The sequence below is a fragment of the Oscillibacter sp. UBA6647 genome, from assembly GCA_002455655.1.
Classification (GTDB): Bacteria; Bacillota; Clostridia; order Oscillospirales; family Oscillospiraceae; genus Oscillibacter.
The window spans coordinates 35,707-49,155 of sequence record DKLF01000074.1 but is presented as its reverse complement, the minus strand read 5'-3'; the positions used below and the strand labels follow the sequence as shown (position 1 = coordinate 49,155).

Annotated in this window: 9 protein-coding genes and 1 tRNA gene; 6 read left to right on the top strand and 4 right to left on the bottom strand. The window is 50.3% G+C overall.

Going from position 1 to position 13,449, the window contains the following annotated elements; all coding sequences use genetic code 11:
• On the bottom strand, positions 1 to 718 hold a 718-nt coding region (locus tag B2W96_RS05525), incomplete at its 3' end, for a D-alanyl-D-alanine carboxypeptidase family protein (protein WP_293009289.1).
• Between the two features lie 308 nt (positions 719 to 1,026).
• Here B2W96_RS05525 and B2W96_RS05520 point away from each other — a divergent pair.
• Positions 1,027 to 1,100, top strand: a tRNA-Gly gene (locus B2W96_RS05520).
• A gap of 394 nt (positions 1,101 to 1,494) precedes the next feature.
• A complete protein-coding gene (locus B2W96_RS05515) occupies positions 1,495 to 2,943 on the top strand; it encodes a protein adenylyltransferase SelO (protein WP_397354769.1) in 1,449 nt (482 codons plus the stop codon).
• 46 nt (positions 2,944 to 2,989) lie between these two features.
• On the opposite strand, the gene msrB is transcribed toward B2W96_RS05515, so the two are convergent.
• The 3 genes from msrB to B2W96_RS05500 form a co-directional block, all read right to left on the bottom strand.
• Positions 2,990 to 3,940 (bottom strand): peptide-methionine (R)-S-oxide reductase MsrB, encoded by a 951-nt coding sequence (msrB, locus tag B2W96_RS05510; RefSeq protein WP_293009287.1) that lies wholly within the window; start codon positions 3,938 to 3,940, stop codon positions 2,990 to 2,992.
• 307 nt (positions 3,941 to 4,247) lie between these two features.
• Positions 4,248 to 6,353, bottom strand: a complete 2,106-nt coding sequence (locus B2W96_RS05505; protein WP_293009286.1) for an ATP-dependent helicase — start codon at positions 6,351 to 6,353, stop codon at positions 4,248 to 4,250.
• Between the two features lie 146 nt (positions 6,354 to 6,499).
• Positions 6,500 to 7,345 carry a helix-turn-helix transcriptional regulator gene (locus tag B2W96_RS05500; protein ID WP_293009285.1) on the bottom strand — a complete coding sequence of 282 codons (846 nt, stop codon included), beginning with the start codon at positions 7,343 to 7,345 and terminating at the stop codon, positions 6,500 to 6,502.
• A gap of 129 nt (positions 7,346 to 7,474) precedes the next feature.
• Here B2W96_RS05500 and B2W96_RS05495 point away from each other — a divergent pair, with 129 nt between their 5' ends.
• The 4 genes from B2W96_RS05495 to B2W96_RS05480 all read left to right on the top strand — a co-directional run.
• Positions 7,475 to 7,843, top strand: a complete 369-nt coding sequence (locus B2W96_RS05495) for a hypothetical protein (RefSeq protein ID WP_293009284.1) — start codon at positions 7,475 to 7,477, stop codon at positions 7,841 to 7,843.
• Between the two features lie 958 nt (positions 7,844 to 8,801).
• Positions 8,802 to 11,573 carry a bifunctional acetaldehyde-CoA/alcohol dehydrogenase gene (adhE, locus tag B2W96_RS05490; protein WP_293009283.1) on the top strand — a complete coding sequence of 924 codons (2,772 nt, stop codon included), beginning with the start codon at positions 8,802 to 8,804 and terminating at the stop codon, positions 11,571 to 11,573.
• Positions 11,574 to 11,666: 93 nt separating this feature from the next.
• Positions 11,667 to 12,578, top strand: coding sequence for an iron-containing alcohol dehydrogenase (locus tag B2W96_RS05485; protein WP_293009282.1), 912 nt, complete (start codon positions 11,667 to 11,669; stop codon positions 12,576 to 12,578).
• A 58-nt stretch (positions 12,579 to 12,636) separates the two neighbouring features.
• Positions 12,637 to 13,449 (top strand): 4Fe-4S cluster-binding domain-containing protein (locus B2W96_RS05480; protein WP_293009281.1); only part of this gene is annotated, 813 nt, incomplete at its 3' end.

Here is a 13,449-nt window from a genome sequence, read left to right as displayed (position 1 = left end):
CTCTTCCGATCTGGCCGTCCCGCTCCGCCGTGCCGGAGAGGCAGTATTGGGCCGCGCCGGTGGAGCCGGTTTTCAGGCCGGTGGCTCCCTCATAAAAACGGATAAGCTTGTTGGTATTCACCAGAGACGAGGCCCCGTTGCGCAGGGTGTCCATCCAGATGGTGGTGTACTTACGAATGTCCGGGTGGTTTAGAATCAGCTCCCGGCTCATCAGGGCAATGTCGTAAGAGGAGGTGACGTGTCCCTCGGCGGGAAGGCCGGTGGGGTTGACGAAATGGGTGTCGTTCATGTCCAGCTCCTTGGCCCGCTGGTTCATTCGCTCCACAAAGGCGTCCTCACTGCCGGCAATATGCTCCGCCAGCGCCACGGAGCAGTCGTTGGCAGAGACGACGCACACGGCCTTGAGCATGTCGTCAACGCTTAGCTGTTCATTTTCCTTCAGCCAGATTTGACTGCCGCCCATGGAGCAGGCGTGGGCCGAGGCAGTGACCATGTCATCGTAGTGAAGGGTTCCGTTCTCGATGGCCTCCATGGTCAAAAGCAGGGTCATCACCTTGGTGACGCTGGCGGGCTCCAGCTTTTCATGCTCGTTTTTGGCGAACAGAACCGTTCCCGTCTCCTTTTCCATCAGCAGCGCGGAGGGTGCGGATACCTCCAGCGCCTTGGCCGGGACAATCAACACCAGTGCCGCCGCCAGCGCGAACAGCAGTTTTTTCATAACGCTCCCCCTTCTTTTTGGCAATGCCGCACCATCCTAAATACGCAAAAGCGTCGGCAAATTTGTTCGGGACAAAGCAAGCGGCGCGGCAAATACGAAATTTATTTGCGGGCGATTTTGCAGAGCCTGAAAAAAATTTGCATGCAAATACGTATGTAAGGCAACAGCCGTGAATTGCGCGGTGATGCCCTTGCTGTCCCAGTCTATGAGAAATAAGAAAAACAAATGCGCCCTTGGCCATTTTTCGTCTTGCAAAATGGGAACGGGTCTGCTATACTATCCTCACGCGCAATTTGTAGGAGCGATGCGCGGCTGTAGTTCATCGGTAGAACGGCAGCTTCCCAAGCTGCATAGGTGGGTTCGACTCCCATCAGCCGCTCCAGAAATAAATCCCCGGAACCACTGAAATTTCAATGGTTCCGGGGATTTTTGCTTTTCTGCATGGGCTGCGCCGCAGAAAAAAACGGTCAAAATAAACCCGAATTTTTAAAATGTACAGGCAGGATGCAACCGCCTTGTCAAGTTCGTGGGGGCCATGTGGATAACAGCCGCCCTATCGGCTATTATCGAATAAAGCGCTTTGAACTTTTTAAGGTGCGGTGGTGTTTGCGGTAAAGGGGTTTCTCCGAAAGGGGGGAGTCTTTTGCTTTACCACAAACATTATGCTAAAAAGGCGAAGGGCCGCACCCTATTATCTATTCTACATTATCAGCCTCTCATCTGGAACATAAAAAGATGAAATCAGCCGACACTAAGGCTGACTGTAACATGATTCGATAAGAAGGATGAGAAAATTGGATAAACAAAAATGGAACTTTCATAACAGTTATATCAATCTACCCAAGATTTTCTATACAAAGCAATCCCCAACCGCTGTGCGTAACCCAAAGCTTGTCATTTTCAATCAGGCATTAGCCGCTTCTTTAGGCGTACCTCTGCAATTAGGCGTCTTTGCCGGAAACGAAATTCCCAGCAAATCTAAGCCGATAGCCCAGGCGTATGCAGGACATCAGTTTGGATATTTTATCATGTTGGGTGACGGACGCGCGATCCTTCTTGGAGAACAGATAACAGATTCCGGGGAGCGATTTGATATTCAGCTAAAAGGGTCCGGGCCAACCCCGTACTCCCGAGGCGGTGACGGACGCGCAGCCTTGGGTCCTATGCTGCGGGAATATATCATTAGTGAGGCCATGTATGCATTGGGGATTCCAACGACCAGAAGTTTAGCAGTCGTAACAACAGGAGAAGCTGTGAGACGCGAGAAAAACCTGCCCGGAGCAATTTTAACACGGGTTGCAAAAAGTCATATTCGGGTAGGAACGTTTGAATATGCTGCGCGATTTGGCACGGTAGATGATGTTCGCAGTCTGGCCGATTACACCATAACACGTCACTTCCCAGCCATTGCAGCAGTCGAAAACAAATATCTGCTGTTGCTCAGAGAAGTGGTAAAACGGCAGGCGCATCTGGTTTGCAAATGGCAATTGGCTGGATTTATTCACGGCGTAATGAATACAGATAATATGGCCATTAGCGGCGAAACCATTGATTATGGCCCTTGCGCTTTTATGGACGTCTATTGCCCAGCCACTGTTTTCAGTTCCATAGATATCCACGGTCGCTACGCCTATGAAAACCAACCGAAGATGGCTGCTTGGAATTTGGCCCGCTTTGCTGAAACCTTGCTGCCCCTTTTGCACAGTGACGAGAATCAGGCGGTAGGACATGCACAAGAAGAGGTCTCAGCATTTTGGAGCCTGTATCATCATGATTGGCTGGCGGGAATGCGGGCAAAGCTGGGTTTGTATAGCCGGGAAGAAGACTCGGTATTGATTAACGATTTTTTGCAGCTTATGGAACAATATCAAGCGGACTATACGGAGACGTTCAAATCCTTAACATTGGGTAAAAACGATGGTCAGAATTTGTTCTCCCAACCTGCGTATCAGCATTGGCATGAACGTTGGCAAGAACGTCTTGGCCGCCAGCCACAATCAAGAAATGAAAGCAGGGAGCTTATGAAAAGCCATAACCCTGCGATGATTCCACGAAACCATTTGGTTGAAGAGGCGCTGAATGCTGCCCAAGAGGGGGATTTAACCAAAATGCATAAGCTGCTCCTTGCTTTGGAAAGTCCTTACAGCTATACCGCTGAGCAAGAAGAATTCTCGCAATTGCCTCCGCCGGCCTCTTGTCGTTACCAAACGTTTTGTGGTACTTGATGGGTGCAATCCAAAATTGCCGCACCAATATAGAATCTCTTTTTTCTCAATCAATCAGGCCCAGCAAAAAGCCATATCCCTCGCGCTCCATGTCCTCTTTGGGAACAAATCGCAGCGAAGCGCTGTTGATACAATAGCGCAAACCTCCTGATTCTTTCGGACCGTCAGAAAACACATGGCCTAAATGGGCGTTTCCAACCCGGCTTCTTATCTCGGTTCGTACCATATCATGGGAAAAATCTTCTTTCTCGCGGATGACACGAGGATCAATCGGTCTTGAAAAGCTTGGCCAACCACAGCCTGATTCAAATTTATCACTTGATGAAAACAGGGGTTCACCCGTAGTAATATCCACATAAATGCCGTGCTTAAACGTCTGGCAGAATTTGTTTTCAAATGGTGGCTCAGTGGCATTGTGCTGTGTCACCGCATACTGCTCGGGCGTGAGCTTTTGGCGCAGCTCAGCCGTGTCCGGGGCTGAATACGCGGCGGGATTTACAATGGCGTTTGCCGCCCTTTCAAATCGTGCTTTCCCAATATGACAATATCCACCCGGATTCTTATTCAGGTATTCTTGATGGTATTCCTCCGCCGCGCTGAAATTTTGAAGGGGAAGCACTTCGATCGCAATGGACTCGCTGAAACGGCTTTGCAGTCTGGCGATGGAAGTTTCAATCACCGGAGCGTCTTCTGTGCTGACATAATAGATGCCGGTTCGGTATTGCGTACCCACATCACCGCCCTGCCGATTGTGCGAGAGCGGATCGATTGCTTCATAATATAAATCCAGAAGAAATTCCAGCGGAAGCACGGCAGGATCATAGGTTACTTTTACCGTCTCTGCGTGTCCCGTGTTGGAATGGCAAACTTCCTCATAGGTGGGGGATTCTCTGTTCCCGTTGGCATACCCCACTTGTGTTGACTTGACTCCATGGATTGAGGCAAGATACTTTTCCAGTCCCCAAAAACATCCGCCCGCAAAATAAATCTCAGACATACTCCACCTCCATGCATTAGTATTGCACCCACAGAGATATCTACCCATGCGGGTGACAATCAGCTTTATACAGCCAAATGCCAATCCCTTAGCCGTAATCTTAAGTTGAGCATCATGACTTAAACAAAATAGGAACGTATTGTCCGTTTAAATGAAATGAAAACAGACAGATGCTTTTTTATGTGACCCCACATATTTCTGAAATTGCTCCCATGTTGACAGTTCATATTTCTCTTGGCATTTAAACAAACCGCGTAATGAAAAGAAGGTACACTCAGGCCACGGCTTAATCCATCTGTTCCGCAATTTATCGCTGGAGCCCAAGCAGCCCTTTTTCCAGACAGGCGGACAGGATGAAGCGCTTTATCGTTCCATCGGTAAAGCGGATTGTGACTGTATCCCCGCCTTTTTCCGCGATTATTCCACGCCCGAATACGTTGTGCAGCACGTTTGCACCTTTGATGTAGTCTTTAGCCATCCACTGGATTCTTTGAGCCACTGCCGGCGCCGGACTTGCAGCCAGCGCCATCTTCTTCCCAGGTTGCCCTGTTGCTTTGGTCTTCATTGGTTCGCAAAATTGGCGGATAAACGTACACTCCGGCGTTTTTTCGTAACTCATGAGCAGCAGTTCGTTTTTTGCTCTGGTCGCCGCCACATAGAACAGCCGCCGTTCTTCCTCGAAGGCGGTTTGCTCGTCTTTATCCAAAGCCTGTCCCGGCTTGAGCGTCACCGAGGGTAGGATGCCGTCAACCGCGTCGATGATCGCAACGCGGTCATATTCCAAGCCCTTGCTTGAGTGGATCGTGCTGAGGATCAGATGACCCTTTCTGTCGCCGCCAGCTTCAAAAATATTCTTAAGCGCATCTAGCCGCTTCAAGAAGCTTTCGATGTTCTTCTCCCGGGATGCCAGCAGCGAGAGCAGATAGAGCCGCTCGTCGTCGCCGCCGTTTCTCATGAGGTACGCTCCGTATCCCATTTGGTAACGCATCCGCCGCAGCGCATCCGCTGCACTGTCCGTCTTTAGGGCGGCGAAATGCGCTCTTAGTTCAATGAGTTTTTCCGCGATTCGCTTCGGGTTTTTGCCGGTGGGCCTCAGCGCAGCAAAGAGAGACGCACATTTCCCCGCGCGGCACTGCTCCACCGCCTTTTCCGCGTCGCCTCGGTTTATGGGCAGGTTCAGCTTATAGTAGACGCGCATGAAAGCCTCTGCATCCAGCGGCGAGAGCGCCAGCGTCATAAGGTCCCGGACGCCGGAGACTGTGCGGCTGGTGAAAAAAACACCGTCTGTCTGGCGGATGCAATAGCTGAGGTTGTTCCTGTCCAAAAAATCGATGAATGGCACGGCGCTGTCGTTATTGCGGTATAGTACGGCCAACTCCCGTTCGGGTTCGCCCTGTGCCATTTTTGCGAGGTAGCTGTATTGTGCCGCCCGGCTTATGAGTGTCACTTTGCGCACGGGCGCACCGGAAGGCCGGGAAGCGCGCATATGTTTCTCGTGCCGCATGGTGTTTCGGGTGATAAACCTGTCCGCCGCCGAGACAATCTCCGGCGTGGAACGGAAGTTCTCCTCCAAAAGCAGGACGGTGCTGTTTGAATACTCTCCCTCAAAGCGCATCAGGGCGTCCGGATACGCCGCGCGGAAGCCGTAAATGCTCTGGTCTTCGTCGCCCACCATAAAGAGATTGCCGTCTTTGCCAGCCAGCAGGTGAATGATCCTATGCTGGATCTTGGACGTATCCTGCGCCTCATCCACACAAAGGTACGGGAATCTCCGCCGATAGGAGTTTAGAATGTCCGGACGGGACTTGAGGATGTTGTAGGCGTAGACCAGTTGGTCATCATAGTCCATCAGGCGGCGGCGCTTCATTTCGTCGATGTATTTATTGTATATGGGTCCGACATCCGCGCCGCTCAGATCAAGCGCGTCTATTTCCTGACGGGTAAGGCACATATTCTTAATGTATGTAATCTGTTTTTGAAGCTCCTTCACCTCGCCGTCCGCGGGATAGTCGGCGCGCAGCTTCCGATAGATCTCGGTGAGCAGCTTCCTGTTGTCGTCCAGCAGATCAAAGCCGTCTGCGCCCTTATCTCTTACATAACCGTTGATGATGGAGGCGCACACGCCGTTTATTGTGCGAAATTGAAGCCTTGCGGCGTATTCATCGCCGAACATAGCGGCAAACCGGCATTTCATGTCCCCGGCCGCCGAGACAGTATAGGTCATTGTGAGAATGCGCTCCGGAGCCACGCCCACGCAGTACAGCATATATCCCAGCCGCGCCACCAGCGCGGTTGTTTTTCCGCTTCCGGGTACGGCAAGCAGCAACACCGCGCCTTCGGTGTGCTGCACTGCCTGTGCCTGCTGCTCGTTGAGTGAGATGTTGAACTGTTTGCAGAATTCTTCGTAATGCACGTTATTTCCTCGTCGGTTGAATTTCTCTTGCGCGGAGTGGTCGTTCAAAATTGTCCGCAAATTGGATTGCAGACGCTGAGAATGAAATTATCTGGCAACGGAAGGATCCTGAACAGCCGTAGTCGCCGGGGCAAGATTGTACACATTCACTCAGCAATGGTCTCTATATTATGTATTTTCATTTTATATTGCTTGGGAGTTAATCCATACATTTTTTTAAAAATGGCAATAAAATAAGAAATATTCAGATAGCCTAAATTGAAGGCTACGTCGGTAACACTAATATCCCGAAGCATCTCCTTTGCTTTTTCTAATTTTATTTTTGTAAAATATTTATTCGGAGACATTCCGGTTATCTTTTTGAAGTATTGGCATAGGCCTGATTCCGACATGCCTAAATTATATGCGATTTCCTTAATACACACCGGCTTTGTATAGTTGCTGTTCATATATTTGATTGCTTTATTAACGGCATTATCATTATCTAACAATAATTGTCTGATTGCTTCATTTTGAATTAAATGATAGACAAGCTCCTGCGTATACAAATCAATGATAAAGTCCGATCTGTTGTCTTTGCATAGCTCTGCTCTGATTCTGCCTAACAGCTCATCAAAGTTGTTGTTTCCCAGATAAAATTTTTGGTCTAAAAAGAAAGAGAGATTTAAAGAGTAGTCATTGCAAACTTCTTCACTCACGCGGTCAATTACTATGTTATTAAGCTCATAGACGATTGCTTTTGTCGGTTTATATATTTTCATGCCGATCTTTGCCTGAGATGGCAAGATGAGAATTTTGCTGGAATCATATTTTAAGGTTTTATTGTCGACGGTAATGCATTTTTCCCCTAGTGTGATTGTGCATAATCTAGTATATTCGTAAGTTCTATAGCAATCCTGATAACCGGAAGGGAGTTCGTAGCACAGAGTCCTGATGCTATCCGATTCCAAACCATTTAACGACTCCAGATCACTTCTAAAATTCGACAACATAATTATCACCTATCCTAACGGGTAATTGCAGCTACGAGTAAAACTCAAACAACATACAATTATCAATTGTTTACAGGATAGCAAGCCTGAAAACTACTCGTTCTTTAAAAAGAAGAGCCCCCAACCATATTGGAACAAAAGAAAGCCGAAAGGGGCTGGCCGCTATCTACCGACAGGAACGCATTTACGGGGAACTTGGACAATCAATATCTTCTCCTGAAACTGGCAGCGTTGTTCTTTCTTCAACCTGACAAAATAATTCTCAATGCAAGCGTTGCCGCAGGAGCAACCCAGAACGACAGCGATCTAGAATTTTTTGTCTATGCAAGGGATGTGCATGATAGTTTTCAACTATATTTAATTGTGAGCGCCGCAGGAAAGTTTCGCCGAACCGGGTTTTCGGTCATTCCTTCTGCGGCGCCTTTTTTCGCCGGTTTTCAGCCCGCGGCTCCGGGGTTTCAGCAACCCTCCTTTTTTATGGCACTCATCTTACAGTAGAACGCTGGCTCTTCCACCACTCTTTGCAATATAACGCCAGCGAAATCAGCCTCACGCCGCAGTCCCTGTCATATGAATCTTACGGATTATAGAAAAACAGGTCGCAGAGCGCTTCCAGACATAGGAACTGCCGGTGAAGAAGAGCAGGCTTGTGGATTTCGCCATCATTGCCGCCTGCCCCAGGACACCTGCTTTTCAGAGGTTGATGTAAGAATTTTTATTCTGTTATGCGGTATTGCCGCAATTATTTCAGCAACCCAGAGATTGTATGGGTATTTTTCCCATTCTACCCCTCTCTTTTGAATAAATCAAATTTTTTTCATGCCCCCATGCAACAAAGTCCGCGACAACATACAAGCGCCGCTGTTTTTAGCAATCTTGCCAAGGGCGATTTTGAGCCAAAATTAACTTTAAAACCGAATCGACCTATGCATTTGCCCGGGAATTTAAAGGGGCTATTATTTTTTTGCCACGAAGTAATTATTTTTTAGCAGTAAATTTTGAATTAATATGTAAATTTTGAGTTAGATTTATTTTTGGTTTTTGGATATTATAGCCATATTGTCAAGAGCGGAGACTTGAAAATTTGAATAAAAAATCGGGAAGCCCTCCGGAACCGGATTGCCGGAGTCCAAGCCGCTGAGCCAAAAGACGCGCGGCAGATTGCTTTCACTTCCGTTGCCCTGTTGGGCAGGTCGTACAGATTTTGCAGCAGAGATTGCCACAGCAGCAGTCCGAGATCGTGAGGAGCCGCGTCTTCCGTGACGCGCTGTGGTATGGAAGAAGAAATGGAAACCAGTCATTCCAGCGTGTGACAAGTCATGAAAAAGGGTATCCTGCTAAAATCGTCGGTTTCACGACTGCGCACTTTTTGGGTTGAACAGGAAAGGGGACGATGTAATTCGAGTTTCAAAATTCACAGCAACACCAATTGCAAATTGAAAAGGGAGGCATATTTATGGCAAACGCATTATTGATCAATTCGGTAGAAGAATTCGAACAGGCTCTTCCTATCATTCGCGCTTCTCGGGAGGAGTATGCTACCTTTACACAGGAGCAGGTAGATACGATTTGCGAAAAGGCCGCCATGGCGGTGTCCAAGATGCGGATTCCACTTGCGAAAATGGCCTGCGAGGAAACTGGCTACGGTATTGTTGTGGACAAGGTAACAAAAAATCAATATGCTTCCGAGCATATGTGGAATTATATGCGTCACGCGAAAACCTGCGGCATTATTGAAGAAAATCGTGCTTTTGGCACTAAGCGGGTGGCTTCTCCCAAAGGCGTAATTGCCGCTGTTACGCCCACCACCAACCCCACCTCTACCACCATTTTTAAAATGCTGGTTGCCCTGAAAACCAGAAATGCTATTATCCTCTCTCCGCACCCTCATGCTGTGAAATGTTCCATCGCCGCCGCCAAAATTATTCGGGATGCCGCAATCGAGGCGGGACTTCCGGAGCATGTAATCAGTTGGATTGGGACGCCCTCCCTGGAAATTTCTGATATATTGATGAAAAAGGTTGACCTGATTATGGCCACCGGCGGCGCCGGCATGGTACATGCAGCCTATTCTTCCGGCACGCCCGCCATCGGCGTAGGCCCCGGCAACTGCAACGTGGTGATCGACGAGACGGCAGACCTCCGCATGGCCGTGGAGTCTATTATTCACTCCAAGACATTCGATAATGGAATGATTTGTGCCACAGAGCAGCATATCACGGTGCTGAGCAGCGTTTATGACGAGGTGAAGGCTCTGCTGAAAGATGCCCGCTGCTATTTCCTGAACGATGAAGAGGCCGCCAAGGTGGCCAAGGTTTTCTACAATCCCAAAAATCACGGCGTAAATCCTCCCGCCGTCGGGCAGACTGCCGTTCGCCTTGCCGAGATGGCCGGAATTCAGGTGCCTTATGATTCCAAGGTCCTGATTTACGAGACAAACGACACCTCCCATGAAAACCCCTGGGCCAACGAAAAGCTGACCACTTTGCTGGGTATGTTCAAGGCCGACACGCTGGATGAAGCGTTCGATATCTGCGCAAAACTGGTTTACGAGGGTGGCGCAGGCCATTCTGCCGCGCTGTACATAGACCCCACGGAAGAAAAGAAGATTGACCGCTTTGCCGAAAAGATGAAGGCCGGGCGCATTCTTATCAATACGCCCACGGCTTTCGGCGGCATCGGCGATCTGTACAACTTCGATATTGCTCCGTCCCTGACGTTGGGGCCGGGTTCTGTGGGTCACTCCGCATACATGGGCAACACCAACTTCGAACAGTTGCTGGACGTCAAGGTCGTTGCCAACCGGAAAGAAAATATGCTGTGGCTTCAGCTGCCCAAAAAGGTCTATCATAAGACCGGCTGCACCCCCGTGGCTCTGCGGGAAATGAAGCACGTTTACGATTTTAAACGCGCCTTTATCATTACCGACGCCAACCTCTATCAGATGGGCGCCTGTGACGCCATCCTCAACCAACTGCATGATCTAGGGATTGAAACTGCTGAGTTCTTTGATATTCAGGTGGACCCGCAGATTCAGGACGCCATGAAGGGTCTGCCCAAGATGCACGAGTTTGAGCCTGATGTCATCATCGCTGTGGGCGGCGGCTCCGCAATCGACACCGCCAAAATTATGTGGATCATGTATGAGCATCCCGAAGAGGCTTTCTTGGATATGGCGACCATCTTCCTGGATATCCGCAAGAGAGTCCGCTTCTTCCCGCAAATGGGCGAGAAGGCCAAACTGGTCTGTATCCCCACCACGGCCGGTACCGGTTCCGAGTGCACGCCTTTCACCATTATCTCCGACGCCAACACCGGCATGAAGTGGCCTCTGGTTGGATATGAGATGATGCCCGAAATGGCCATCATTGATGCGGAAAACATGATGGCCCTTCCCCCCAGAGCAACGCAGGCCTCCGGCTACGACGTGCTGACCCATGCGGTGGAAGCCTACGTCTCCACCTTTGCCACCGAGTATACCGACGGCTTCTGCCGGGATGCCACCACAATGGTATTCAATTATCTGCCCCGGGCCTATCGTTCTGCATTTAAGGGTGCGAAGGCCGACCCCGTTGCCCGCGAGAAAATGGCCGACGCTTCCTGTCTGGCCGGTATTGGTTTTGCCAACGCATTCCTTGGCATCAACCATTCCCTGTCCCACAAGATCGGCGGTTGGTTCCACATCCCCCACGGAACCGCCAACGCGCTGCTGTTCCCCTATGTCTGCCGGTTCAACGCGCAGAAGCACCCCTATCATATGGGGACCTTCTCCCAGTATAAGTATCCGCAGGCGTTTGAGCGCTATGTCCAGTTGGGCGAGCTCATTGGCGTCAAGGGCGCGACAGACGAGGAGACGTTTGAAAACTGGATTAAGGCTGCCGAGCAGTTGAAAAAGGACGTAGATATCCCCGAAACAATCTGCGACTGGCTGGTGGAAGCCCACCCCGAGAAGAAAGCCAAGGCGTGGGAAGCGGACTTCCTGGCGGCTGTCGACCAGATGTCCGAGTGGGCGTTCCACGACGCGTGCACCGGCTGCAACCCCGTATATCCCACAATTGAAGAGCTGAAGGCCTGTTACCTGAGAGCTTTCTACGGAAACGAGAAGTTCATCGAGAAGTTCGGAGATGTTTTGGCAGTGGCGGTCACGCTGCCCCTCGATACGCATGCGGCTTATCCCATGGGCCTCTCCGCAGAGATCGGTGTGGACAAAGTCGGCGGATTTATTTGATCGCCAGCAATTTCTTTGCCGCCTCAATTTCTCAGGAAGCCGGCGCCTGCCGGCGTCGGCTTCCTGACCGCTTGGTAAATTGGAGGACATCCGATGAATATGTTAAATCTCCCGAAAAAGGTTTATTTTAAGACTGGTTCCGCAAATGTGGCTTTGCGGGAACTAAGCGAAGTCTACCATATGAAGCGTGCGCTTCTGGTATCAAATCCGAGACTGTATCGTAATGGCATCGTTTCTTCCATTGGTCGGCAGTTGCGAAAGCAGGGCATCCGCACGGCTGAATTTTTCTCCATAGGCGCCGTGCCATCCTTTGCTGATCTTCGCAGTGGCCTGCCAAAGCTGTCGGAGTTTGAGCCGGACGTGATCGTAGGCATTGGCGGCGGCGGGGCGATGAGCGCTGCCAAGGCCCTCTGGCTTTTGTATGAAAATCCGGAAATGGATCTGGCGGCAGCGGCGGAATCTCCCGCTCGCATTCGCACCGGTGTCAAAGCGAAACAGGTGCTGGTGGCCACTTCGTTTGGAAGCGGAGCACAGAATTCGCCGTTTTGCGTGTTAAAAAATGATTCCGGAAATGTCTGCGTCATCAACAGCTTTGCGCTGCTGCCGGAACTTTCGGTGACGGACGCCCGCTTTACCGAAAGCTTGTCTCCGGCGCAAATCAAGGCCTGCGGACTTTCCACGCTCTCACAGTCAATTCGGGCATTTGCAGGCGACGGGTGCTGCGAATATACCCAGGGATTGTTACGAGAGGCAGTCAGAGCGGTGCTGAAGAATCTAAAGGCTGCCGAAAACGGCTGCCCTGTCGCGCTGGAAAAGCTTCATAACGCAGCCGCTCTTGCAGGCGCGGCTTACGGGAACGCGATGGATACCATTGATTTCACCGCGCCGTTCTACTCGTTCGCCACAGAAAAGGCCATGCATCAGGAGAGAATCGAACTGTTGGCTCATGACTTGAACTTATCAGGAACCCAGAAGCTGTGGGAGGCATGTGAGGCGCTTTTCTAAAAACCGCAGGCAAGCCATGGCGCCCAAGCGTGTGCATTACTCTGAAAGGCCTATCACTATGAACTATCCTTATAAAACGCGGGAGGGCGGGGCAACGATCACGATTTTTGTCCCATATGACTGCCGCAACCACTGTCCCTTTTGCATCAACAAGGGCGAATATGCAAATCCGACCGGGTTTTCTGTTGAGAAAATCTGCGAGAGCATTGAGCGGATGAATGCCGTCACACCCTACTGCGACTATGTGTTTACGGGGGGAGAGCCCCTTGCCAATCTGGATTCTCTCCAGAAAATGCTTGATAAGATTCCCTCCACCCACAAGGTCTACATCAATACCACGCTTCCTGTGTCCGAGTATCAGTCCGAAGAGGACGTTGTGACGTTTACCCGGCGAAATCGGGATAAGATCACCTGCATCAATGTCTCTCGCCATATGCAGCAGTATGTGGTGGAGTCCAATGATCAACTGCTGACCAGACTGGGGGTTCCCTTTCGGATTAACTGCGTCCTCTATCAGGATTATCCTGCGTGGGCTCTGATCCCCTATCTGGACCGGTTCAGTAATATCCCCGGAAGTTCTGTCCAATTCCGGTTCGACTACACCGCCACGACGCCTGACAACCTTTACGAGGAGACGGGCGACCAGATTTTACAGGATTTGAAAAAAATTTCCATCTACACCGGACTGGAGGGGTGCCGGATGCGCTGCGGTTTTCATTTTGACTACCGTGGTCTGGAGGTAACCTACCACAAGACCCTCCCTTATAGCACCATTGTAGAGCAGGACGCACACAGCGGCGTGACCTACGCTATTTTGTACGACATTCTCATCAAGCAGAACGGTGACATTCACTCCGACTGGGACGGCACA

Coding starts and splice junctions, on each gene's coding strand:
- B2W96_RS05485 (WP_293009282.1), top strand. CDS start 11,667: ATGAATATGTTAAATCTCCCGAAAAAGGTTTATTTTAAGACTGGTTCC.
- B2W96_RS05500 (WP_293009285.1), bottom strand. CDS start 7,345: ATGTTGTCGAATTTTAGAAGTGATCTGGAGTCGTTAAATGGTTTGGAA.
- msrB (WP_293009287.1), bottom strand. CDS start 3,940: ATGTCTGAGATTTATTTTGCGGGCGGATGTTTTTGGGGACTGGAAAAG.
- adhE (WP_293009283.1), top strand. CDS start 8,802: ATGGCAAACGCATTATTGATCAATTCGGTAGAAGAATTCGAACAGGCT.